The 24,743-nt window shown below is 51.5% G+C and carries 24 protein-coding genes and 1 pseudogene; 11 read left to right on the forward strand and 14 right to left on the reverse strand.

Annotated features, from left to right (window positions below):
• Both BG55_RS04880 and ssb1 read right to left on the reverse strand, forming a co-directional pair.
• Nucleotides 1-709, reverse strand: a pseudogene (locus tag BG55_RS04880) (tyrosine-type recombinase/integrase); the annotation flags it as partial.
• A 163-nt stretch (nt 710-872) separates the two neighbouring features.
• Nucleotides 873-1,403, reverse strand: a complete 531-nt coding sequence (gene ssb1, locus BG55_RS04885; RefSeq protein ID WP_034934957.1) for a single-stranded DNA-binding protein SSB1 — start codon at nt 1,401-1,403, stop codon at nt 873-875.
• Between the two features lie 304 nt (nt 1,404-1,707).
• Here ssb1 and uvrA point away from each other — a divergent pair, with 304 nt between their 5' ends.
• From uvrA to BG55_RS04905, 3 genes are all read left to right on the forward strand, one after another.
• Nucleotides 1,708-4,530 (forward strand): excinuclease ABC subunit UvrA, encoded by a 2,823-nt coding sequence (gene uvrA, locus BG55_RS04895; RefSeq protein ID WP_034934961.1) that lies wholly within the window; start codon nt 1,708-1,710, stop codon nt 4,528-4,530.
• A gap of 211 nt (nt 4,531-4,741) precedes the next feature.
• Nucleotides 4,742-5,695 (forward strand): hypothetical protein, encoded by a 954-nt coding sequence (locus BG55_RS04900; protein ID WP_034934963.1) that lies wholly within the window; start codon nt 4,742-4,744, stop codon nt 5,693-5,695.
• A 334-nt stretch (nt 5,696-6,029) separates the two neighbouring features.
• A complete protein-coding gene (locus BG55_RS04905) occupies nt 6,030-7,082 on the forward strand; it encodes an NAD(P)-dependent alcohol dehydrogenase (protein WP_034934965.1) in 1,053 nt (350 codons plus the stop codon).
• A gap of 109 nt (nt 7,083-7,191) precedes the next feature.
• On the opposite strand, the gene BG55_RS04910 is transcribed toward BG55_RS04905, so the two are convergent.
• On the reverse strand, nt 7,192-8,163 hold the full coding sequence (locus BG55_RS04910; protein ID WP_034935073.1) for an ABC transporter substrate-binding protein: 972 nt from the start codon (nt 8,161-8,163) through the stop codon (nt 7,192-7,194).
• A 485-nt stretch (nt 8,164-8,648) separates the two neighbouring features.
• Between BG55_RS04910 and BG55_RS04915 the strand changes: the two genes are divergently transcribed.
• The 6 genes from BG55_RS04915 (at nt 8,649) to BG55_RS04940 (ending at nt 14,807) form a co-directional block, all read left to right on the forward strand.
• Nucleotides 8,649-9,665, forward strand: coding sequence for a LacI family DNA-binding transcriptional regulator (locus BG55_RS04915; RefSeq protein ID WP_034934967.1), 1,017 nt, complete (start codon nt 8,649-8,651; stop codon nt 9,663-9,665).
• 365 nt (nt 9,666-10,030) lie between these two features.
• The gene (locus BG55_RS04920) at nt 10,031-10,777 is read left to right on the forward strand and encodes an ATP-binding cassette domain-containing protein (protein ID WP_200871593.1); all 747 of its coding nucleotides are present in this window, start codon (nt 10,031-10,033) and stop codon (nt 10,775-10,777) included.
• Between the two features lie 19 nt (nt 10,778-10,796).
• On the forward strand, nt 10,797-11,798 hold the full coding sequence (locus BG55_RS04925) for an ABC transporter permease (RefSeq protein ID WP_200871594.1): 1,002 nt from the start codon (nt 10,797-10,799) through the stop codon (nt 11,796-11,798).
• Nucleotides 11,799-11,801: 3 nt separating this feature from the next.
• Complete coding sequence (locus tag BG55_RS04930) at nt 11,802-12,881, forward strand: phosphotriesterase family protein (RefSeq protein WP_034934974.1); 1,080 nt, start codon at nt 11,802-11,804, stop codon at nt 12,879-12,881.
• A gap of 12 nt (nt 12,882-12,893) precedes the next feature.
• Nucleotides 12,894-13,649, forward strand: coding sequence for a glutamine amidotransferase (locus BG55_RS04935; protein ID WP_034934976.1), 756 nt, complete (start codon nt 12,894-12,896; stop codon nt 13,647-13,649).
• 39 nt (nt 13,650-13,688) lie between these two features.
• The gene (locus tag BG55_RS04940; RefSeq protein WP_034934978.1) at nt 13,689-14,807 is read left to right on the forward strand and encodes a M20 family metallopeptidase; all 1,119 of its coding nucleotides are present in this window, start codon (nt 13,689-13,691) and stop codon (nt 14,805-14,807) included.
• Between the two features lie 39 nt (nt 14,808-14,846).
• Here BG55_RS04940 and BG55_RS04945 read toward each other — a convergent pair whose 3' ends face one another.
• The 3 genes from BG55_RS04945 to BG55_RS04955 form a co-directional block, all read right to left on the reverse strand.
• Nucleotides 14,847-15,173 (reverse strand): MmcQ/YjbR family DNA-binding protein, encoded by a 327-nt coding sequence (locus BG55_RS04945; RefSeq protein WP_034934979.1) that lies wholly within the window; start codon nt 15,171-15,173, stop codon nt 14,847-14,849.
• Between the two features lie 5 nt (nt 15,174-15,178).
• On the reverse strand, nt 15,179-15,595 hold the full coding sequence (locus BG55_RS04950; RefSeq protein WP_034934983.1) for a secondary thiamine-phosphate synthase enzyme YjbQ: 417 nt from the start codon (nt 15,593-15,595) through the stop codon (nt 15,179-15,181).
• A gap of 316 nt (nt 15,596-15,911) precedes the next feature.
• Entirely contained in the window at nt 15,912-16,394 is a 483-nt protein-coding gene (locus tag BG55_RS04955) for an Hcp family type VI secretion system effector (protein ID WP_034934985.1), read from the reverse strand.
• 122 nt (nt 16,395-16,516) lie between these two features.
• On the opposite strand from BG55_RS04955, the gene BG55_RS23385 reads away from it, so the two are divergent.
• Both BG55_RS23385 and BG55_RS23390 read left to right on the forward strand, forming a co-directional pair.
• A complete protein-coding gene (locus BG55_RS23385; RefSeq protein WP_268745051.1) occupies nt 16,517-16,969 on the forward strand; it encodes a DUF4225 domain-containing protein in 453 nt (150 codons plus the stop codon).
• A gap of 29 nt (nt 16,970-16,998) precedes the next feature.
• Nucleotides 16,999-17,265, forward strand: a complete 267-nt coding sequence (locus tag BG55_RS23390; protein WP_052018698.1) for a DUF4225 domain-containing protein — start codon at nt 16,999-17,001, stop codon at nt 17,263-17,265.
• Here BG55_RS23390 and BG55_RS04965 read toward each other — a convergent pair.
• The 8 genes from BG55_RS04965 to BG55_RS05000 form a co-directional block, all read right to left on the reverse strand.
• Nucleotides 17,262-17,576, reverse strand: a complete 315-nt coding sequence (locus BG55_RS04965) for a hypothetical protein (RefSeq protein WP_034934988.1) — start codon at nt 17,574-17,576, stop codon at nt 17,262-17,264. The two genes, BG55_RS23390 and BG55_RS04965, sit on opposite strands and share 4 nt — an antisense overlap.
• A gap of 222 nt (nt 17,577-17,798) precedes the next feature.
• A complete protein-coding gene (locus tag BG55_RS23440) occupies nt 17,799-17,939 on the reverse strand; it encodes a type VI secretion system tube protein Hcp (RefSeq protein ID WP_084276200.1) in 141 nt (46 codons plus the stop codon).
• A 96-nt stretch (nt 17,940-18,035) separates the two neighbouring features.
• Nucleotides 18,036-18,356, reverse strand: a complete 321-nt coding sequence (locus BG55_RS04975; protein WP_034934992.1) for a hypothetical protein — start codon at nt 18,354-18,356, stop codon at nt 18,036-18,038.
• Nucleotides 18,357-18,753: 397 nt separating this feature from the next.
• Nucleotides 18,754-19,947: an amino acid aminotransferase gene (locus BG55_RS04980; protein ID WP_152542634.1), complete on the reverse strand. Its 1,194-nt coding sequence runs from the start codon at nt 19,945-19,947 to the stop codon at nt 18,754-18,756.
• A gap of 76 nt (nt 19,948-20,023) precedes the next feature.
• Entirely contained in the window at nt 20,024-20,635 is a 612-nt protein-coding gene (locus tag BG55_RS04985; protein ID WP_034934996.1) for a YitT family protein, read from the reverse strand.
• A gap of 249 nt (nt 20,636-20,884) precedes the next feature.
• Nucleotides 20,885-21,358 (reverse strand): Lrp/AsnC family transcriptional regulator, encoded by a 474-nt coding sequence (locus BG55_RS04990; protein WP_034934998.1) that lies wholly within the window; start codon nt 21,356-21,358, stop codon nt 20,885-20,887.
• 196 nt (nt 21,359-21,554) lie between these two features.
• On the reverse strand, nt 21,555-23,717 hold the full coding sequence (locus BG55_RS04995) for a S8 family peptidase (RefSeq protein ID WP_052018699.1): 2,163 nt from the start codon (nt 23,715-23,717) through the stop codon (nt 21,555-21,557).
• 172 nt (nt 23,718-23,889) lie between these two features.
• Nucleotides 23,890-24,402, reverse strand: a complete 513-nt coding sequence (locus BG55_RS05000) for a carbohydrate-binding protein (protein ID WP_160170833.1) — start codon at nt 24,400-24,402, stop codon at nt 23,890-23,892.
• Between the last annotated feature and the right edge of the window lie 341 nt (nt 24,403-24,743).

Here is a 24,743-nt window from a genome sequence, read left to right on the forward strand (position 1 = left end):
ATTGATTTGAGCTAAAGTCTATATCACTTATTCTTATATTTAAAAGCTCTCCAGCCCTTACTCCTAAGAAATATAGCATTAAAATAATTAGCCTATTTCTGCTCTGGAGACTTCTCATAAATGGATTTTTAGGCGAATTAATTCTGACTACTTCTAATAAATCTTCTATTTTATCGTCTGTTAATGATTTTGGATTGAGTATATCATTCCGACCTTTTTTAACTGGTCTTCTTGACTTTATTCCGTTAATACAAGCGCTTAATGCTTCACTAAATGAATCGTCGTTGCTTACCGTCACATGTAGAGCTAACCATTCAATGTATTTATAAATTATTGTCAACCTTAAATATTCAGTTTCAGACGTCACATATTTAATTTCACTTATTCTTTTAACTTTACTTTGTTCTTCATACTTACTATCGAATTTTTTCTGTGTAAAATCTCTTAAATCGTCAAGCTCGAAAATCGCCAAAAACTTTTTCGAATGTATTCGTTCAATTATATCAATATTCCTTTCTTTCAAAAACTTTAATAGTACCACCAAACATTTAGCAGTAGATATCATTGTTGAAAAGGAATGATTTTTATTTCTGGTTTGAGTTGTAACAAATAAATTTGGATAAAAAATAGGAAGTTTTGAGTCGTTGTCTACAATTGCACAATATCGTTCTGACGTTTTTAATCTGAAATATGATATTCCATAACTCATGACCACCCCCTAAATTTTACAATTTAACAAAAAAACTCATAGCATGAGTTAGCTAATAAGTTGTCAATTAAAATTTGACAATTTTCATTACCCATAAATGAGCAAAGCCCCTGCAGTGCAGGGGCTTTAGCTTAATACTTTACAGGTAACTCGTTACTCTTGGTTAGAATGGAATATCGTCGTCAAAATCCATCGGTGGTTCATTGTTTGCCGGTGCGCTGTTCTGCTGGGGTTGTGGTCGCGACTGCTGACCACCACTGAACTGGTTTCCGCCCTGCGGCTGCTGTGGCTGACCCCAGCCATTGTTGTTGCCCTGACCACCGCCAGCCGCCGCGCCGCCGCCCTGACGGCCACCCAGCATCTGCATGGTTCCACCCACGTTAACCACAACTTCGGTGGTGTATTTCTCCACGCCAGCCTGATCGGTCCACTTGCGGGTCTGAAGCGAACCTTCGATATATACCTGAGAACCTTTGCGCAGATATTCGCCTGCAACTTCGGCCAGCTTGCCGAACAGCACCACGCGATGCCACTCGGTTTTTTCTTTGGTTTCACCGGTCTGCTTATCACGCCAGCTTTCGGACGTAGCCAGAGTAATGTTGGCAACAGCACCGCCATTCGGCATGTAACGGACTTCAGGATCCTGACCCAGGTTGCCCACCAGGATCACTTTGTTTATGCCTCTGCTGGCCATGTTCGCGTCTCCGATAAATGTTCTGCGTTAAGTCTAAGCCGGAAATTCTAACATTGTATACCCGCAAATCCTATCTTCCGATCGCGATCGACAGGGACAGATGCCGCTTGCAGCGTTACATTTTGCGACGCAGGCAGGCTCGTAAATTTTCCCCCGTCATCGCCAGCTGTCTTCCCGACCTGACATCCCCCCACGCCACAGAACACTGTATATCCATTCAGGTTTTTTTGTGCCATAATGACAGGCTTCATTCTGGCCGTGCCAGACAGGCATGGTGAGGTCTGCGTTAATCCGGGAATTGTGAATGGATAAGATCGAAGTTCGGGGTGCACGCACCCATAATTTGAAAAATATCAACCTGATCATCCCTCGCGACAAACTGATTGTGGTCACCGGCCTGTCAGGTTCAGGTAAGTCTTCGCTGGCGTTTGATACGCTCTATGCAGAAGGACAACGTCGCTATGTGGAGTCGCTCTCGGCCTATGCGCGTCAGTTTCTTTCCCTGATGGAGAAGCCGGATGTCGATCACATCGAGGGCTTGTCCCCCGCAATTTCCATAGAGCAGAAATCAACCTCGCACAACCCGCGTTCCACCGTGGGCACCATCACGGAAATTCATGATTACCTGCGCCTGCTGTTTGCGCGCGTAGGGGAGCCGCGCTGTCCGGATCACGATGTGCCTCTCGCGGCTCAGACGGTCAGCCAGATGGTGGATAACGTGCTGTCGCAGCCTGAAGGACGCCGCCTGATGCTGCTTGCTCCCATCGTCAAAGAGCGTAAGGGCGAGCATGCGAAAACGCTGGAGAATCTCGCCTCACAGGGCTATATCCGCGCGCGTATTGATGGCGAAGTGTGCGATCTCTCCGATCCCCCCAAACTGGAGCTGCAAAAGAAGCACACCATTGAAGTGGTGGTGGATCGCTTCAAGGTGCGCGAGGATCTGCAACAACGCCTCGCAGAGTCCTTTGAAACGGCGCTGGAGCTATCCGGTGGCACTGCCGTCGTTGCTGATATGGACGACAGCAGTGCGGAAGAGCTGCTGTTTTCTGCCAACTTTGCCTGCCCGGTCTGCGGCTACAGCATGAGCGAGCTGGAACCACGTCTGTTCTCCTTTAACAATCCGGCAGGAGCCTGTCCAACCTGTGACGGACTGGGCGTCCAGCAATATTTCGATCCGGATCGGGTGGTACAAAACCCGGAGCTGTCGCTGGCCGGTGGAGCCATTCGCGGTTGGGATCGCCGTAATTTTTATTACTTCCAGATGCTGCGTTCGCTGGCCGAACACCTGTCATTTGATATCGAAGCCCCTTTCAACTCACTTGATGCCGCCACGCGTAAAGTGATCCTGTACGGTTCAGGCAAAGAAAATATTGAGTTTAAGTACATCAACGATCGGGGCGATACCTCGGTCCGCCGCCATCCGTTTGAAGGCGTACTGCACAATATGGAGCGCCGTTATAAAGAGACGGAATCCACCGCCGTGCGTGAGGACCTGGCAAAATTTATCAGCAACCGCTCCTGCACCAGTTGTGATGGCACACGTCTGCGACGTGAAGCCCGCCATGTATTTGTTGAAAATACCAGCCTGCCAACGATTTCCGATATGAGCATCGGCCATGCAATGGAATTTTTCCATAACATGAAGCTGAGTGGTCAGCGGGCAAAAATCGCCGAGAAGGTGCTGAAAGAGATTGGCGATCGCCTGAAATTTCTGGTTAACGTTGGCCTCAATTATCTGTCGATGTCCCGCTCGGCAGAAACCCTCTCCGGCGGCGAAGCGCAGCGTATCCGTCTGGCCAGTCAGATCGGTGCCGGTCTGGTCGGAGTAATGTACGTGCTGGATGAGCCATCAATCGGCCTGCACCAGCGCGACAATGAACGGCTGCTGGAAACGCTGGTGCATCTGCGTAATCTTGGCAACACGGTGATCGTGGTGGAGCACGATGAAGATGCGATCCGGGCCGCAGACCATGTGATTGATATCGGCCCTGGCGCGGGCGTGCATGGCGGTCAGGTGGTCGCGGAAGGAACCGTAGAGGATATCATGGCGGTGGAGGCCTCACTGACCGGTCAGTTCCTCAGCGGCAAGCGGGGCATTGCCGTACCGAAAGAGCGTGTTAAAGCCGATCCTAACAAGGTCCTGAAGCTGACCGGCGCGAAAGGCAACAACCTGAAAGACGTGACTCTGACGCTGCCGGTCGGTCTGTTCAGCTGTATCACCGGCGTATCGGGATCCGGCAAATCAACGTTAATTAACGACACGCTGTTCCCGATTGCGCAGCGGCTGTTAAACGGTGCCACGCTTGCCGAACCCGCACCTTATCGTAAAATCAGCGGTATGGAACATTTCGATAAGGTTATCGATATTGATCAAAGCCCGATTGGCCGTACGCCGCGCTCCAACCCGGCAACATATACCGGCATTTTTACTCCGGTCCGCGAGCTGTTTGCAGGTGTTCCGGAATCGCGCAGCCGTGGCTATACGCCGGGACGTTTTAGTTTTAACGTTCGTGGTGGTCGCTGCGAAGCCTGCCAGGGTGATGGCGTAATCAAGGTAGAGATGCACTTTCTGCCCGATATTTACGTGCCTTGCGACCAGTGCAAAGGCAAACGCTACAACCGCGAAACGCTGGAGATAAAATACAAAGGCAAAAGCATTCATGAAGTGCTGGAGATGACCATTGAGGAAGCGCGTGAATTCTTTGAGGCCGTTCCGGCGCTGGCACGCAAGCTGCAAACGCTGATGGATGTCGGGCTTTCCTATATCCGCCTGGGTCAGTCGGCCACCACCCTGTCGGGAGGTGAGGCACAGCGCGTTAAGCTGGCACGGGAATTGTCCAAACGCGGCACAGGCCAGACGTTGTATATCCTTGATGAGCCGACCACCGGCCTGCATTTTGCTGATATTCAGCAACTGCTGGAAGTACTGCATCAGTTGCGCGACCAGGGCAACACCATCGTGGTGATAGAGCACAATCTGGACGTGATTAAAACCGCTGACTGGATTGTTGATCTGGGGCCGGAAGGCGGCAGCGGGGGTGGAGAGATCCTCGTATCCGGCACGCCCGAGACGGTGGCAAAATGTAAAGCGTCACACACCGCGCGCTTCCTTAAGCCGCTGCTGTAATAAAAGTGATTTAAGCCGGTCATTTACCCTGACCGGCTTAAATATATAATCCTTAAGATTTGGCAGGCCTGACCGTTATTAAATTAAAACCCGGAGAATCGGTTCTTAACAGTTAACCATTGAAAATCATGATACATTCAGGCGGAATACGGCTTTATTCAACACGCATTATTTCTTTTAATTTTCCATCATTAGCCTGGGCCCATTTATTATGTATCCTGTATCTTCATTTCCGCTCGCATCAACATCAGCCATACCGGCTGGCGAAAATCGCCAGAGCGACAGTAACCAACTTGTAAAAAATATTATAACAGTAGCTAACAGCCCGACCTCTTTTGACAAAGAAAAAACAAGAAGATTTTTTTCTGAGAAATTGTCCGAATGGCCCAGCTTCTTAAAAAGAAGTAAAAAAAACATCATTTCATTGCCAACAGCTGTTGAAATCGATCAATTTGCAAAACTGAAAAAAAACATAAGTGCAACGGACGCGGTATATTTATATGACATACCAGGACAAGGCGAAATAATAGTAAAAAAATTTGGCAATGATGAAGTGATTGATTCAGAAGAAAGACTCTATCAGGAGATTAATGCCGCGCAAGAAGTCTTTGTTTCGGAGCTGGCAAAGATACTGGATATAAATGTCCCCAATCGCTGGCTGATTTCAGAACCAGGAAAAGGAGATACCTCTGTTGCCTCTTCTTTCATCGACTCAACACCATTAAAAACCAGCACGGTACACCATAAGAACGACATTATAGTCGATGGGAAGTCATTCGAAGAATTATACAGTGCATCAAAGCTGCCTGCATTCCATTATCTTATCAATCACCCAGATATCACATCAGATGACGGAGTGTACAAGAACATCATTGTCAGGGGGGATGGGGAACTTTTTTCAATAGACCATGCTGATACGTTTATGTCAGGAAAAAGCACCCCATCATTTACGCCTGAACAATTGCGGGCATTTTTACCCGACAGAAAAAAATATAATTTATTAAAGAGTATAGATCTGAAGAAATCCATTCTTACATCATTTAATCCTGTTTTGAAAAAATACGGAGAATATGCTGATATTCATCAATTCATAAATATCAAAGATCTCGAATTCAGAAGAGATCAAATCATCCATCAATATAAGCTGGCTTTAGGAAAAAAATAAAAAACTGCCACCGGGAAAAAGAGTGAAGGCTTTAAACAACCGTTATTGATTAAACTGGAGCCAGACTACAGACACGCAATATACAGCCGGACAACGCTCTGGTGCCGGGAGTCTGGTGATGGGAGAACGAAACGCCGGAAAATGAACATATTACTCAGGTTCCGGCACCAGAGTACAAGCGCATCAGCTTAGCGCTACACTATATGTTTACACTTCAGCAGGATCAGGCAAGATTTAAACAGATTCCGGCATGTCAGCTTTGCCAATCGCTGACTATCCTTACAGTTCTCTTTTCTGCGTGACCAACAAAGCACTTTTAATCACTGGAGATACCATGAATATTACTCATGCTTATGCAGCCCAGGACGCAAAATCGAAGCTGGCCCCGTTTGAATATCAGCCACGCGAACTGCGTGAACATGACGTGCAGATTGAAGTGATGTACTGCGGCGTCTGCCACTCCGACCTCCATCAGGCCCGCAACGAGTGGAAAAACACTATTTTTCCGGTCGTACCTGGTCATGAAATTGTTGGTCGGGTGACCGCCGTGGGCAGCCATGCGCATAAATATAAAGTCGGGGATTTGGTCGGCGTGGGCTGTCTGGTTGACTCCTGTCGCACCTGCGACAGCTGTAAAGAGGACCTGGAGCAATATTGTGAAAACGGCTTCACCGGCACCTACAACGGTCAGGACCGCATCACCGGAGAAACCACCTACGGCGGCTATTCCACTCAGGTCGTGGTGACCGAAGATTTTGTGCTGCGCGTTCCGGAAAACCTCGATCCCGCAGGTGCAGCACCGTTGCTGTGTGCTGGCATCACCACATACTCTCCGCTGCACCACTGGGGTGCCGGTCCGGGTAAAAAAGTGGGTATCGTCGGTCTGGGTGGCCTGGGCCATATGGGCGTTAAAATTGCCCATGCGATGGGTGCCCATGTGGTGCTGTTCACCACCTCCCCGTCAAAAATTGAAGACGGTAAACGTCTGGGTGCCGATGAAGTTGTTATCTCGAAAGATGCCGATCAGATGGCGGCGCACGCTAACAGTTTTGACTTCATTCTGAATACCGTCGCGGCTCAGCACGACCTGAATCCGTTTATTAATCTGCTACGTCGCGACGGAACCTTAACGCTGGTTGGCGCACCTGAACACGATCATCCGTCACCACAGGTTTTCAACCTGATCTTTAAACGCCGCAGCGTGGCAGGTTCGCTGATTGGTGGTATTAAAGAGACCCAGGAGATGCTGGATTTCTGTGGTAAGCACAATATTGTTTCCGATATTGAGATGATCAAAATGGATGAGATCAACGAAGCCTATGAGCGCATGTTGAAAAGTGATGTGAAATATCGCTTTGTTATCGACATTGATTCCCTGCGCGGCTAAAAACGAGGGGGCGGTGTTATCGCCCCCTGCATTCGATCAGACAATTTTTCGGCATCCGGCCAGGCCCGCACTTAACATTCAGACGTTCAATTCTTACTCTTGCGGCATATCAGCTGTTTCCCGCAGCGGCTTTAAACAATGGACGGTAAGCATCCACGTTCTTTTTTGTCACTACTGTCGCCGGAACCAGAATTCTTTTTTCCACGGTTTTACCCGAGGTAATGGCATTCAGCGCCTTCAACGCTTCCGCTCCCATTTTCTCCGGGTCCTGCTGTAATACCGCTGCCACATAGCCACCATCAATGCCGTTAATCGCTTTTGCGGTCAAATCCCAGCCAAAGACCTTAATATCACCCTGGCGGCCCTGGTTTTCCACAGCGGCTATTGCCCCTAATAATGCAGGCTCCCCGGTGGCGTAAATTGCCGTTAAGTCCGGGTTACCGGTAATCAGATTTTCTGCCGCCGTCATCGCGCTGTCCTGAATATTACGACCATCCACGACATCAGCCACGCTGATATTTTTGTTGCTGCTGATGGTATCGGTGAATCCTTTCTGGCGATCGTTCTGAATAGCCGAGTTGAGCGCGCCGACAATCCCCAGTCGCACTTTGCCGCCCATATTTTTCTGCGCATAATCCAGGAAGAATTTACCGAGGATCTTTCCTCCCTCAATATTATCGACGCCCACCTGGGCAGCCTGCGGGCCGGATGGCAATACGGCATCAATCGCCACGACCGGAATATGCGCAGCCGCCGCTTCTTTAATGGCTGGCATAATGCCGTTGACATCAATAGCGTCAACCAGAATCCCCTTCACGCCCTGCTGAATATAATTTTCGATAGCATCGTTCTGCGCCACAGGATTGTCTGTCGCATTGAAGATCACCAGATTTTTACCGCTGGCTTTGGCGGCTTCCTGTGCCCCCTTATTCATCAGATTGAAGAAAATCGCCTGCTGATTAATCTGCACTAATGCATAGTCAGGTGCTGCGGCCATCGCTGTCGAGATACAGCCTGCTGATGCCATTAACGCCGTTGCCAGGGCAATGACACGCAGTTTTCCGGTGTTGAATAACATTATCTCTGTCCTCTGTTGGGATGAAATTTTACCCTTCAACCTGAGGCCATAGTCATATTTCTGGCGTAAAGTATTGCTGTCCGATCGGAGATATTCTGCAACCAGAAAGATATTTACTGATACGCCTGGCTACGGCATCAACGGTTATGGGAATTTGCACCCGTTATATTTCGGGTTGCATCTGTGTTGGCAGGACAAATATCAGATTGAAAAACGGCGATTGCCCGTTAATAAAGCAAGGCCGTCAGCAAAACCTTGAGTAAACATTTTGACAGCCGGTCCATGCTGCTGCCTGGATAAAATGTTCACTGTCGGCTGGGAATCGCTTCCCGGTAGTGCAGGTAAACTGGCTATTACAATTCTTCGTCGCTCATTTTTTGTCAAGCGCTATTTTAATTCCGTTGCCTGAAACGGCTGACCAGAAAGTACTGTAACCCCAACGCTTGTCTGTGTTACAGATAGCGCTTATTTCCTGCATGGCGTGACTGATGATTAAAAAACGCGTTCTGTTATCCGATGTGGCAACGCTGGCGGGGCTGTCAAAAACGACGGTTTCGCGCTACATGAACAACAGCATTGTTCTGCCGCAGGAAACCATTGCCCGCATTGAGTCCGCCATCCGTCAGCTTAATTATCGCGGCAACAGCCTGGCGCGCCGTCTCAGCAAAGGAGGCAGCGAAACGCTGGGACTGGTGTTACCGGATATCACTAATCCCTTCTTTGCCGAACTGGCCGACGCGGCAGAGGAAACCGCTTCCGCCTGGGGTTACAGCCTGGTGCTGTGCATTACCCGCAACAATCTGGAGAAGGAGTGCCAGTTCGTCCGCTGGCTGGATACCTGCCAGGTTGACGGCCTGCTGTTTATCACCAACCGGCCTGATAACGGGCTGCTACGCCAGGAAATTCACCGTCACCAGCGGATCGTTCTGCTTGATGAGGATATTCCCGGCAGCCTGGTCCCCAAAGTGTTTGCCGACAACGTTCAGGGCGGTCTGATCGCCACGCAGAAGCTGATTGCTGCCGGACACCGCGATATCGCTTTTGTGGGTGGCCCGGATGAACTGATGAGCGTGCGTGAACGCTATCAGGGATTTTGCACCGCGCTGGAGCAGGCCGGCTTATCGGTTTCGCCGGAATGGGTAATGTACGGCGACTATCAGCGTGAATATGGTCAGCAGGCACTGCACCAGCTGTTCAGACGCGATCGCCGTCCCACTGCCGTGTTTGCCGCCAGTGATTTTCTGGTGCTGGGGCTGCTGGATGGCCTGCGCGATCTGGGATTAACCGCCCCACAGGCGCTTTCGCTGGTTGGCTTCGATGACGCCAACTATGCCGACTTCACCCAACCTCGTATCTCCACCATCCGTCAACCCGCACGGGAACTGGGTAAGAACGCAGTCGACCTGATGCTGCGGCTGTTGAACGGTGAAGAAAATCTTCCTGCTGAAATCCGTCTGCCAGTCACCTGGATTGGCCGCGATTCCATTCAGTCGCCCGCTTACTGAGCAAAAATGGCGCAACTTACGCACGATAATGGCGCAAAAAATGCGCGGTGCTGTATCAGCACGTCAGGTCAGGTAAACCGGTTTACCTGACGGATTAAAATTTTACCTCATGGTTACAGCATCTTATCTCTCATCCCCCTCTCCCCCGGGGCAGTCTGGCACAGAAGCTGCTAGATAATTTTCGGCGAACAAATATTCAGGGTTTTGTCACGATGAGCAGGGAGAAGTTTCGTTATTCAGGTAAACCGGTTTACAAGATGTGGATCGCGGAGAACGAAGCCTTTCCCACCATCACCGTTTAATACGGCCTCAGGTAATGGGAGAAGATAATGCAACAGCCCAAACCCGTCCCGGCACGGGTAGAAATGGTCAATATTACCAAGACTTACGGCTCGATTCGCTCGTTGCGTGGCGTTAATCTGCGGCTGGCCCCTGGCGAAGTGCTGGGGCTGGTCGGCGACAACGGCGCAGGAAAATCGACCCTGACCAAAGTGCTGTCCGGCGCAGTGGTGCCCACCAGCGGCGCGATTCGCATTGATGGCACAGAACAGCACTTCAGCAACCCTGCCGATGCCCGTCGTTGCCATATCGAAATGGTCTACCAGGATCTGTCGCTCTGCGACAGCGTAGACGTGGCGGGCAATCTGTTTATGGGCCGCGAGCCGCTGAGGCATCGCTTTGGCATTCCCTTTCTCGACCAGGCAAAAATGCATGACGATGCCCGTGAAATGCTGAAAGGACTGGGGATCTCCATTCCTGATACCCATCTGCTGGTACGCAATCTTTCTGGTGGCCAGCGTCAGGCGATTGCCATCGCCCGCGCCGCCGCTTTCGAACCGAAGGTGCTGATCATGGATGAACCCACCGCCGCACTGGCGGTCGCTGAAGTGGAAGCCGTGCTGGCACTGATCAAACGCGTCAGTGCACGGGGCGTCAGCGTGATCCTGATTACTCATCGGTTGCAAGATCTGTTCCTGGTGTGCGATCGCATCATGGTGATGTACGAGGGGAGCAACGTGGCCGATCGTCAGGTAGCGGAAACCAGCCTGAGCGACATCGTTAACCTGATTGTCGGTGAGAAGTTCACCGCGCAGTCGGCTGCCGCGCATTAAGGTGAACAGGATGAGTATGATCAATTTAAGCAGTTCCCGTGTTATCCCGCACTCGCTGCCGCGTCGCATACTGCATAACCACTCGGGCGTGGTGAGCATCGCGCTGTTTTTTATCTTCTGCTGCGTGGTCTTTTCGCTAATCACCAGCCATTTTCTCAGCACCACTAACTGGCTGAACATTATTCGTCAGAGTGCGCCGCTGCTGATCGTCGCCACCGCCATGACGCTGGTGATCACCACCGGCGGCATCGATCTGTCGGTGGGCTCAACCCTCGCGCTGGTCGGTGCGCTGTCAGCTATTGCGCTTAACAACTGGGGAATGCCGTGGCCGGTGGTGCTGGCAGGCGGCCTGCTGCTGGGAGGACTGGTTGGCGCGATCAACGGTTTTTTTATTGCTTATGAGGGCATTCCGGCCTTTATCGTCACCCTTGCCACGCTGGCCGTGGTGCGTGGCGCGGCGCTGCTGATTACTCAGGGCTATTCCATCCCCATCCCCGCCGACAGTGCGTTCGTGCTGATGGGCCGCGCCTGGCTGCTGGGTATCCCTGCGCCAGCGCTGATCGCCATAGTGGTGCTGATCGCTGGTCATATCGTGCTGAATCATATGCGTTTTGGCCGTTATGTCACGGCAATTGGTGCCAATGCTGAAGGGGCGCGCCGCAGCGGCATCAATACCAAAGCGATGACGATGCGTGTTTACATCATCAGCGGCATGGCGGCAGCACTGGCGGGGATGATCATTACCGCCAGGCTTGGCAGCGGCTCGTCCAATCAGGGCGAAGGGTTCGAGTTACAGGTGATAGCCGCCGTGGTGTTGGGCAGCACCAGCCTGTTTGGCGGCTTCGGCACCATCATTGGCACTCTGCTGGGAGCCATGTCGATCGCCATAATCCAGAACGGCCTGATCCTTTCACATATCTCGCCTTTTTATACCCAGATTGCCACCGGCACCATCATCCTGCTGGCTATCTGGCTGAATACCCGCATTCTCAACCCGGCCCGAACGCCGTCAAAAGGATAGCCGATGAAAGGATCGATTTTTCGCCATGCCGATCCGCTACCGGTTGGGGTCAACAGCGGCCATGTGATGACGGTGCTGGGGCCAATACCGCTAAGCCAGATGGGCGTGACGCTGATGCATGAACATATTTTGCTGGATGCGTCAGGCAAATGGGTGCCGCCCTGCTGCTGTAGCGATCGCCATCTGGCGGAGATGCCGGTGCGGATCGAAAACCTCGGTGAGCTGTCGCTAAACCCGTTAATGAGTCGTGATAACTGCCAGCTGTTCGACGCGGATCTGGCGATTGAGGAGCTGATCAAATTCCGGGCGCTGGGCGGTGAAACGGTGGTTGATCCGACCAATATCGGCATCGGTCGCGATCCAAAAGCATTGCAACGCATCTCGCGCCTGAGCGGCCTGAATATTGTGATGGGCACCGGGCTGTATCTGGAGCCATCCCATCCGGACTGGGTGAAGACCATCAGCGTTGAACAGCTGGCACAGAAGCTGATTTACGACCTGGGCGGTGCGGAGGAAAAACCTGAGGTCATTGCTGGCGTAATCGGTGAGATTGGGGTTTCCAGCCGCTTTACCGCCGATGAAGAAAAATCACTGCGGGCCGCGGGTCGGGCCAGTGCGGCAACCGGCGTACCTATTGAAGTTCACCTGCCGGGCTGGGAACGGCTCGGTCATCGGGTGCTGGACATTCTGCAACAGGAAGGCGCCGATCTCCGTCACACGGTGTTGTGCCATATGAATCCCAGTTTTGCCGACAAAGTTTATCAACGCGAACTGGCACAGCGCGGGGCGTTTCTGGAATACGACATGATCGGCATGAGCTATTACTACGCCGATGAGTCAGCCCAGTCGCCTTCTGATGAGGAAAATGCCCGCGCCATCCGGGAGCTGATCGACGACGGCTTTATCCATCAGATTCTGCTGTCGCAGGACGTGTTTCTGAAAACCATGCTGACCCGCTACGGCGGCCACGGCTACGGCTATATCCTCAAACATTTTGTTCCCCGCCTGCGTCGCCACGGCGTCAGCGGTGAACAGCTTGAAACCTTAATGATTGCTAATCCGCAGCGTGTATTTGGCGGATAAAGGGAGAAGATAATGCAAAAGAAAATTCTGCTGGTGGGTGAATCCTGGACCAGCACCTCAACACACGTAAAAGGGTTTGACCAGTTCGCCACCGCCACCTGGCACAATGGTGCCACGGATTTCCTCGCCGCGCTGGCCGACAGTGAATACGCTATTACCCATCTCACCGCGCATGAAGCACCGGTCAGTTTTCCGCTGACGCTGGCGGAATTACAACAGTGGGACGCGATTATCCTCTCTGATATCGGTGCCAATACGCTGCTGCTGCATCCCGATACCTGGCTGAAAAGTCAGCGCACCCCAAATCGTCTGGCACTGATTCACGATTATGTTGCAGCGGGTGGCAGCCTGATGATGATTGGCGGCTATTACAGCTTTCAGGGAATCAACGGCGGCGCACGCTATCGCCAGACCCCGGTTGAAAAAGTGCTGCCGGTTCGCTGCCTGGCCTGGGATGACCGCATTGAAGCGCCGGAAGGCATTTATCCGCAGATTGAAGAAAACCATGCGGTTTTTGATGATATTCCTGACAGCTGGCCCTGGCTGCTGGGCTACAACGAGGTGGAGATGCATCCGGAAGGCAGGTTGCTGGCCACGGTAGCCGGAACAAGCCACCCGCTGGTGGCCGTGCGGGAATATCAGCAGGGCCGCTCTCTGGTATGGACCAGCGATATGTCCGCCCACTGGCTGCCCGCCGAATTTGCTGCCTGGCCCGGCTATCGCCAGCTGTGGATTAACTGCCTGAACTGGCTGACAGCGAAAGCCTGACGGCGACCCTCATTTCTCAGCCATTCAGGAGAAGCCGACATGACTCAGGACACCCTGCAACTGGCCCGGCATCTGCTGGGTTTTAACACCGTTAACCCGCCTGGCTTCGAGTCCGACTGCATGGCGTTTTTTGCCGGATGGCTGAGGGAACGGGGTTTTGAGGTCACGCTCAGCGCCTTTGGCGAAGGCCGCAGCAATCTCATCGCCACCCTGCCCGGTTCACAACCGGGCAGCCCGCTGGCCTTTACCGGCCATCTGGACACGGTGCCGCTGGGCAATCAGCGCTGGCAGTACGATCCCTTTGGCAGTGACTGTACTGATGGACGCCTGTACGGTCGCGGCAGCAGTGATATGAAAGCTGCCATCGCCGCGTTTGCCGTCGCCTGTGTTACTCACCAGGCGGCGATCCGCGCCGGGAGAGGCGTGGTGCTGCTGATTACTGGCGGCGAAGAAACCGGCTGTGATGGCGCGAAAGCCCTGATTGATGCCGGGAAATTACCGGATGTGGGCGCGTTGATCGTCGGTGAGCCCACGGCAAATTACCCGGTAATTGGTCATAAAGGGGCGCTGTGGTTGCGCTGCGAGACGCGCGGGAAAACCGCTCACGGAGCGATGCCGGAACTGGGGATCAACGCCATCTATCTGGCGGCGGAGGCTCTGGGCAAAATCCAGCATTTCGTTCCCGGCGCAGCCCACCCGCTGATGAAACAGCCGACGCTGAATGTTGGTCGCATCCGGGGCGGGTTAAACATCAATTCTGTCCCCGACCACGCGCAGTTTGATGTGGATATCCGTACCGCCCCGAATCTGCAACACGCCACTATCCAACAGAATCTGACCACCACACTGGGCACCACGGTCACCATAACGACGCTGGTGGATCTGCCTGCGGTGCTGAGCGCAGAAGATAACGACTGGATTAACCACGTATTTCAGCGCTGCCAGCCGCTGCATCCGACGCCGCTGACGGCAAAGATTGTGCCTTATTTTACCGATGCTTCACTGCTGCTTCCGGCGCTGAACCATCCCCCCTGTATTATTCTGGGGCCGGGGGAGCCCGCGATGGCGCATCAGACCGACGAATACTGCCTGCTGGAGCGCCTGTCAGCAGCGGAAACGCTGTATGGCGAGCTGATTTGCGACTGGCAGGCAGAATAAGCACCGGTATTCAGGTCAGCACCTGCCATCTGGCTGGGTTTAATGGGCGTTTTTTATCGCCTGCTGCCAGGAGGCATCCACCAGATAGTAGATTTGCGAATCCTTCAGCGAACCATCAAGCCAGACGGTGCTCCAGTGCGACTTGTTGAGATGTTCACTGGGCTGCACATCGTCATGTTCTTCACGCAGTAAATCCGCCAGCGCGGGCGTGGTTTTCAGCGCCACCGCTGGACGCCCGTCAATCTCATACACCTGCGCAAACAGCACGTCATTGACTTTGATTTGCGTGGCTTTCCAGTCGCTGTGCACGCTTTGCTCCGCACCCGGTTTATCCATGCAATAAGAGAGAAGATCCGATACGTTCATCCTGTTTATTCCCCTTGCAGTGTGGCGACAATGCGCCTTGCGCCAGCGTGCTGACGGTGTTCACCCAGCCAGATGCCCTGCCATGTTCCCAGCACCAGACGACCACGATTGACCGGCAACGTCAGGGAAACGCCAATCGACGAGGATTTAACATGGGCAGGCATATCATCGGCACCTTCGTAATCATGTTCCCAGAGAGCGCTTTCCGGCACCTGCCGTAAAAAGTGTTGCTCCATATCGCGGCGCACACTGGGGTCACAATTTTCATTCAGTGTTAAGGAGGCAGAGGTGTGTTGCAGCAGTAAGTGCAGCAGCCCCACCTGCACATCACTGAGGCGACGCAGTGCGTCGGTGATTTCATCGGTCACCAGATGAAATCCACGGGATTTGGGGGCTAAAGTCAGCGTTTGCTGATACCACATGTTTATGCTCCTTAAGCGAAAGCTTCCTGTTAAGTGTGGAGCAAAAGACGAAAAGGTAAACCCTGAACTGATGACATAAACGGCTCACTTCAGCGTAATGCCATCTTCCACACCGCCATGTTGCAGATCGCTTAATAAAGACAGCCAGACGAAGAGATTAACCTTCTCCATCGGGCGCTGCCGCCACGGTTTTAATTCAGGAATAAGGTTATCCGTAACGATGCTGATGGTGGCCGTGGGAATGACACAGAATCTGTGACACGCCCACGGATATATGACTGCTACTGTCCTGACAAGGCAGTAGCCTGTCCAAATGTTAACCTTCCCTGTTTTCTTTGATATTCCATGCTGACTGCGTTTCCGCGCCTCTGCTTCCGGCGGCTGACTGTTCCCAATACTGTATTTTTACCTTTGCGGCCTGGAACTGGTAAGTGATTCCTGTCAGCTCTCGCTGGGTGGCTCCGTTAAATAAAACGCCTGTGATCAGTACGTCTTCCAGGGTGATAAGACAATACTCAAGCTGTGTTCCCCCTGCCTTACAGGATGATAATTCAACCTTGCTGACATGCTTACCGTTCGACGTATAACGCATCACAGCCGGGGTGGCCTTATCAATTTTTGTCTGTACGGATAAATCACGGTATTGCACTTTTCCTGCACCGCCACCACCACCGTATGCCATATTTCCGGGCTGTGTTGCACCCCAGCTAAAGGAGTCCACACTGCTCCAGCCTTTGTGACTGGCATCCTGTGATTCACCTGTGATCCCTTCTATCCGTAAAAAAATATCAGTACTCATTGAGCCTTCCTTTGCGTTTTCCACATAATCTGATTAAATCCTGTCCGCTTACCACTCCCATATTGAGGCATGTTATGGATAACTACCGGGATAAAAACAGATTTTCCAGCTATTTTCTGACTATGGCAAATCTGGAAGCGCAGCAGCTTTACAGTAAAGCCAACGAAGTTTCTCTCATCCATCTGAGGGATGGATTCACGCAGATGGCGTTTCAGGATGACGTGAAACGATTCATTGATGCGCAGTTGAGTACTCTCCGCTCATCCAGTTCAGAGTCTGAATGTCAGCAGTGCCTTATTCACCTGCAAGAGGAACACAAAAACCTCTCCATACAGGATCAGATGCTGCGTTCCGGGCAGGCCGCTCTCCATGCCTCTGTGCAGTTCATCAAGAGCGATAAGGTATGGCACTGGCTTATTAACGGTGTAGGTATTGTGTTGAGTACAATGCAGGTGGTTGCTGGTGTCGGTGTAATTATTGCATCCGCAGCTACAGGAAACGTTATCGGAATTGGTTTTGGTGCGTTACTTTCCCTTCATGGATTTAATGGTGTGGTTGAGGATGTGTTAATTTAAAAACAGGAAATGATGATGCTATCGGCCCTTTGAAAAAGGCCTACATTGGCAGTGCACAATTCCTCGGATTTGACGAAAAAGTTGGTGAGCTGGCTTATACATCAATGGATCTTTCCCTGTCAGTTTATGGTATGGTCCGGTTGGTTATGAAACCGCAGACATACCGCCTTTTTCACTATCTGAGTACAGATTATGTCAGAGGGATAAAAGACATGAGCCGCTTTGACCTGGGCGTCGAAATATACAATGACTCACTATCTTTAAAATCAATTTATGACAATATGAAAGATAACTAATTTTTCATCTTATAAAGAAATGCCTTACACCCCAGTTTCATTGGGGTCATAAAATAGAAAATGGGGCCAGTAATAATCATGGCTAGTATATATCCGAAAAGATAATCGCTATTTTCATAAATTAAGGTATAAATCAATCCAGCAATAATTATTGCGATGATGATACATGAAGTTATAAATCTGACTCTTAACTCCCCAAGCAGGGATGGATAAGTTGCACCATCCTGCCCCAGGTACTGACGCATTGCTGCGATATCCTTTGCGGTGAAACCGTTCTCAGCGAGTTTCTGTTCGTAATCTATATTGTTCATTTTTACCCGTAATCGTCGATTTCATTAGCTTTACCTTACATCAAATCATTTCAGGCAAAAAATGATAAATTTTCTGAAATAAGTTGCTTGTGGATAATGCTGGCGTATTCCAGGCAGATAGTCGGCATCGTATGTCTGCGATACTGAAAATTATAAATCTCGTCTCTGACGGTTTTTTGCTTTTTGCGTTCAGATAAACGTTGCTGGTTTAACAAGTCAGCGTTATTGGTGTTGGTGTGTCGCTTTATTTTCGGGCTGTGTTGCACCCCAGCTAAAAGAGCCCACACTGCTCCAGCCTTTGTGACTGGCATCCTGTGATTCACCTGTGATCCCTTCAATTCTGAGGAATAAGTCATTGGACATGCGGGTAATTCACCTTTTCCATGAAATGAGCAGGAAAGAGCTTTTTATTGAAGTTTATAACGATACCATATCAATAAAATCAATATATGACTCAAATCAGAAATGATTTCTGCGCAGAAACCTGAAGGCTTTATATGCAGTTTTCATTGGTGTGAAGATGTAAATGATACCCGAAACAATAACCAGCGTGATCGTACAGGCGATCACCTCGTCCCGATTACCTGTGATTGCTGTGTATACCCATATTGCAGCAAACATAATCAACAGCCCGCAAGAACCAATAAAACGCCGTTTCAACTGGGTTAACATCCACTCGTAGGGGTGCCCGTCAATTTCAGATGTCTTCCGCAGAGCTGAGATTTCCCTGGTATTGAAGCCGCTCTCAGCCAGCTTTTGTTCATAACTCATATTGTTCATTTTCTATCCAACAACCTCCGTATTCCATTGCTTTACCTTACCTCAAATAAATTAAGCACAAAACTTATAGATTTCTGCAAAGGCGTTGCTTTGGCAGAAAGCTGGCGTATTCCAGGCAGATAGTCGGCATCCCAGGAGTGCGATACTGAAAATTATAAACCTCGTCTCTGACAGCTTTTTTGCTTTTTGCGTTCAGATATACGTTGCTGGTTTAGTGAGTCAGCGTTATTGGGGTGTCGCTTAATAATATTGCTAATTTCTTCATGCGTCGGGAGCCACGCCAGTGTGCATAAAAAATCCGAAAACGGGTGGGCGTTTCCGGATTATTACACCGCCAGAGGATCGGTCACCCGCTCCTTAGCCGATCGGCACTGATCCCGCAGGAGCCGCCGGTCGGCTACATAACCGCCGCAAAGGCCTCCGCCACCTGATGAACATTTTTGCTGTTCAGCCCGGCGACGCACATCCGGCCGCTGGCTATCAGGTAAACGCCGAATTCATCACGCAGGCGATCCACCTGTGACGCGCTCAACCCGGTATAGCTGAACATACCGCGCTGCCGAAGCAGATAATCGAAATTTCTGTCCGGCATCGCGGTACGCAGTACATCCACCAGCTGCTGGCGCATCGCCAGAATACGCAGACGCATCGCCTCCACTTCCGCCAGCCAGCTGGCTTTCAGTGCCGGATCGTTCAGCACACAGGAGACCACCTGAGCACCAAAATTAGGCGGGCTTGAGTAGTTACGACGTACGGTCGCCTTCAGTTGCCCCAGCACGCGCGAGGCTTCTTCAGCGCTGTCACACACCACCGACAGACCGCCCACACGCTCACCATACAGCGAGAAAATTTTGGAGAAGGAGTTGCTGACTAATGCAGGCAGGCCAGCTGAAGCTACCGCCCGAATGGCATAAGCATCTTCGTCCATGCCTGCACCAAATCCCTGATAGGCAATATCAAGAAACGGGATCAGTTCACGCTGTTTCAGCACCCCGGTGACGATGTCCCACTGCGCATTGGTCAGGTCCGCCCCGGTCGGGTTGTGACAGCACGGATGCAGCAGCACAATGCTCCGTGCAGGCAGCGTCTCCAGCTTCGCCAGCAACTGCTCAAACCTGACCCCGTTACTCTCTTCGTCATACCACGGATAGGTATTTACCTGGAAACCCGCGCCAGAAAAGATAGCTACATGGTTTTCCCAGGTCGGATCGCTGACCCAGACCTGCGAATCGGGAAAATACGCTTTGAGAAAGTCTGCGCCAATTTTCAGTGCCCCGGAGCCGCCCACCGTCTGGATGGTGGCAATGCGTCCTGCCTGAAGCGCGGGATGTTGCTCGCCAAACAGCAGCGGTGCAACGGCGCTGCGATAAGGCGGCAAGCCGTCCATTGGCAGATACAGCGACGCGTTGTGCGCCTGCGCATTCAGGCGGGCTTCCGCGCTGGCTACCGCGTTCAGCTGTGGGATTTGCCCCTGTTCGTCGTAATACAACCCGATGCTCAGATTCACCTTGTGCGGTCGCGTATCCTGCTTAAAGGTTTCCATCAGCGAGAGAATAGGATCGCCGGCGTAGGCATCAACGTTTTGAAACACGGTACATATCTCCATAATTGATTGGGTGAGGCGGGCGCAGCCTGCTGCAACGCTGTACTCTGGTTAGCTGAACGACTCAGACGAAATAGCGGCCCGGACGGTGATTCATGGCGATAATCAGGTTCAGGACCACCGCACCGGCAACGGACGCTGCCAGCATTGGCAACGACACCACAAACAACGAAGCCAGCACCACGCCACTGTCGAGAGCCATTTGCAATTTACCCGCGCGGATACCGTACCTGTCCTGGAGCCACAACGCCAGAATATTCATGCCGCCCAGGCTGGCCTTGTGCCGGAACAACACAATAAACCCAACCCCCATGACAACGTTACCAAACAGCGTGGCGTAAAACGGATTCAGCGCAGAGAAATGAATAAAAAGCGGATGCAGATGGGTAAACAGGGAAACCAGCCCCACCGCGCAGAAGGTTTTCAGCGTGAAAGCCCAGCCCATTCTGCGCACCGCCAGCCAGTAAAAGGGTAAATTGATCGCAAAAAACACCACACCAAAGGAAGCATGGGTCAGATAACTCAGCAGGAAGGCAATGCCCGCCGTGCTGCCGGTTAATCCGCCTGCGCTTTTTAACAGCGTGACGCCAAAGGACACCAGCAGCGTGCCGAAAAGGATCGCCAGCGCATCTTCAAGCAGGGAATGGGGAATTTTAACGGGGATGGCATTATCCATAGTGCTGATTCTCAGGGAAATAATCACAGAATCAGCAAAATTCACACCAGGCTGACAGGAAAAACAGCGACCTCAACGGCTTCCAGCCTAAGATACTGAATGCAAAATGCTTTATTTTTAATAATTCGCGCAAGAAAAACGGAAAAATCAATCAAATCACGCATACCAGACCGACAATATGCACAAATCCCGCACATTATAGCCATAAAACGCACTGATTTATTGCATGGCGCACTAAACTGGTGCGCGTCAGGCAGGCTGAGTCGGGATCATCATGCCGTTTTCTTTCAGACGGGTGAGTACCACCGACGTTTTCACATGTGAAACGCTTTGATGACCGGCGACTAACTGACTGATTAACGCACTGAGCCCGGCCAGATCGGCCACCGCTACCTTCAGCAGGTAATCGGCATCGCCGGTAGTCTTCCACGCATCCACGATAGCAGGCTGCTCTGCCACCATGCGGTGAAAGCTGTCAACATAGTCGGCGGTGTGATTAATCAGGCGCACTTCAATCAGGCCAATCATACTCAGCCCCAGCGCATCAGGCGATAGCCGGGCATGATAACCGAGGATCAGGCCCGCCTGTTCAAGACCGATACGGCGTCGTGAACATTGCGAAGCGGAAAGCCCCACCAGGTCGCTCAGTTCCTGATTGGTCAGACGACCATTGCTCTCCAGCAGCGTCAGCATCTTAAGGTCATACTCATCGATCTGGGTCATTATCCATCCGTCAGCTAATCAGATTCTCGGGCCGGACAGATAACCGCAAATTTTGCCCTGTTGTCCAACACTATTTTCCCGACTATCGGCAGGCGGGATGACCAGGGAAAGGCCAGCAGCACGCTGAAGCGCTGCGCGATAAATGCAAAAACCCGGCAGGGAGAGCCCATGCCGGGTAAGTGTTCAGCTCATAACATCAGATGCGGGTCCAGGGTTTGGCATCGCCACTGGCCGCGCCGGTAGTGCTCTCCAGCCCAGGCTCGACGCCGGCAGAAATCCACCATTTGGCCAGATAATTGCCGCCTTTATGGCTGACCCGCTCGCCCCCGGAGTAGCTTCTGTTCGCCACCCACTGTGGATAGAGCGGCGTGGTGTCCGCCTCATCACTCCCCTGCTCGCTATCGGTTCCGTCTTCTGTAGCGGGTACAATCATCAGACCAACCGTATCTCTTGTCTGATAAGAGCCGGTCAGGCTGACCGAAATCTGGCTGAGCGTCTCCTGAGCCACCTCGGGGAATCGCACCAGGGTACGCTGCTGTCGGGGCGTTGACAGGGTTTCTCTTGCCGTCGTCAGCCAGTGAAAATTGACGTTTTCTGTATCCACGCCTGACGGCATCACAACTGAAAAAGTCAGTTCGCTTCCGGCAACGGCCTTAATGCGCATCTGCGCAATCGGAGCGACTTCGATGGCGTGATCACCTGCATCCTGCGCATCATCATCACCGTGGTCATCGCTGGCATCATCCAGATTAGCGTCCAGCCACGCCAGCGCTTTCGTTACATCAGGCTGATAGCCCACGCCATCGCTGACGCCAGCGTTGCTGCCGGTTTTAGCTATCAGATCACGCATTTCCAGGCCGTCGAGATAAACACCAAATTTGCGTTTAGCGTAAGACTGAATCAAAGCCAGCGCCCCGGTTACCAGCGGTGTGGCACTGGACGTGCCATTAAAACCTGAGGTGTAGTTATGGTTGTTGCCGGGTAATGTCTGTAAGCCACTGTAACCGGTGGTGGTCACCTGATGCCCCCAGGAGCAAATCAGCGAACTGACATTGTTGTAATTAGAAAAGGCCAGACGACGACCCGTGTTGCTGGCTACCGCTCCTGCGAGGAAAATACCGCTGTCGCCATAATCGGTTAAAAAACCGGCCTGCGGGCTGAGATCGGTGCCCCCGTTCCCGGCAGCCAGTACCACCACCACCCCACGCCGGGACAGCTGGTTAAGCCTGTCCCAGACGCTTCTCGAATGTATCCACGGCAGATAGCGTCCATTGGCCGACATCTGGATATTCAGCCCTACAATATCGCCGGGCTGCGCGTTCTGAACGATCAGGTCAAGATCGCCGGTATCATAAAAGTTAAACTGGCTGCCATGCGCAATGCCGGTGACACCAAAGGCGTTATCTGTCGCCGCAATACAACCCGTTGCCGCCGTACCATGATTACAATCCTGCGTTTCAGCGCGGCTGTTTATCACATTGATATTGCCCTGCAAGTCTTCATGATTACGGTACACACCAAAATCCAGAAAATGGATGGTGGCAAAGCGCCCGGTTTCACCTGCCTGCCACGCCGCCCGGACATTGAGACTACGGCCACTGTTCAGATAGGTCTGGAGATGAGAGAAATCGGGAGTGCCGACGCTGCTTCGCCCCAGCGTCGTTGCCGCGCCCTCTGCCAGAAGCGGCGCGGAGGTTTCTTCCAGCAATTTCGGAGGCAGCAGATCTGTGGTATCCGGATTGAGTGAGCAGGCGTCAATATACGCCAACGTTTCCAGCTCACTGGCTATCAGTTTTAACTCGCCAAAATCGCCGCTGGCCACCACCTGGTACAAATCGGCAAGGTGGGGATTCTCGTCGCCAGGAAATACAGCAGCAATCGCATGGCGGTTAGTTCTGGCAACATCGGCCAGATGTTGTTTTTTGAATGCCGCAAACAGCGGCGTGGCGGCATCGTCCTGGTTATAAAAATGTTCAACGCCGCCCGGCAAAAACTGAATCTCCAGAAAATAGTGACTGATGTTGTCACAGCTCCGGGAAGCATCTTTAATCGTGCTGGTTTCGGCCAGCGTCTGAATACTTTTTAGCAGTCGTGGTTGAGCATGGATGTGCAGCTTACGGCTCAGAACGCGCGGTTGATTGTCACCATCCAGAATATCAGCTCTTAATTCAAATTCACCTGCGGTCTGTCCGCTGAATTTAACGGTGATACCCGCACTCTGGCTACTTTGTTGCGCGACCAACATCTGATTGCAATAAAGCGACAGGGTAATGCAGCTGACCGGCAGTTCAGAATGGAGCCGGGCATAAATACAACCATCAAATTTCAGGCTGCGATAAACTTCAAGAAACTCTTTCATTACAGTCACCTTGAGATAAATATTATTTTTGCTTCTTCAGCAATAGCTCCGGGAGAGCGAATAAAAACTTATTGCTCTTTCCCGTTGTGAAAATAATTAATTTCTGTGCCGGGAATAGCGTGTATTTTTGATAAAAATTTTTAATACTCTTGTGGCGATTAATTAAAAATAATCAGATTTTCATCCACGGCAGGGAATTACCGGATGCCGGCCCGGTGGTGGTTGGCAATCCAGGCTCAACTCCCGCTGCTATCCACCATTTCGCCTGATAATTAGCGCCTTTATGACTTACACGACTTTGCCCCTGATAAGTCGAGGAGGCATTCCATAGTGGATATTGTGGGGTACTGTCGTCACTGTCGCTGTCCGCTCCGCCCTGTGATGGCATGACCAGCACCGGCCAACTGCGCTGTGCCACGTCGCCAACCCGATTGGTAACCGTCAGCGTGATATTCACTTTGGTGGTGGTTGCCACTTCCGGCATCAGGATTTCGGTATCAACGCTCCTGGCAGAGGTAACAACAGCCTTAGCGTCCGCCTGCCAGTGGTAATGCAGCGAGGCTCTGTCCGCATCAGAATGTGGCTGTACGGCACTCAAGGCCACACGGCTTCCTCCCGCTACTTCCAGCGCAATAGCGGCCGTCCGTACCCCGGACGATATTAATGACTGGCTATTCTTTTTCATACTCACACGAAGACCTTTTCGGTAGTTGGAAAATGTTTTTTGCATATGGCGGAATTTACCGCACGGTTCAGTGCAAAAAAGAATGTTGTTCAGCAACCCGCAAAGCTTTACCAAAAAGAGATCGTCTGGCTAATGAAAAATAATTAAAAACGCCAGGTGCAAATCAAAAAAAGGCAGACATTAATTATCACCAGATTTAAATAACTAATTTGTAGAATATGATTTTATGCACAGATAAAATAATCATCGGAGCGTGGAGATGAGAGGTTAATAATAAATTTTCTTATACAGGATTATCGATGCAAACTGCCGGAGGAGAAAACATAAATGATCAGCGAAAT

This window comes from Erwinia mallotivora (assembly GCF_000590885.1).
GTDB classification, from domain to species: Bacteria; Pseudomonadota; Gammaproteobacteria; order Enterobacterales; family Enterobacteriaceae; genus Erwinia; species Erwinia mallotivora.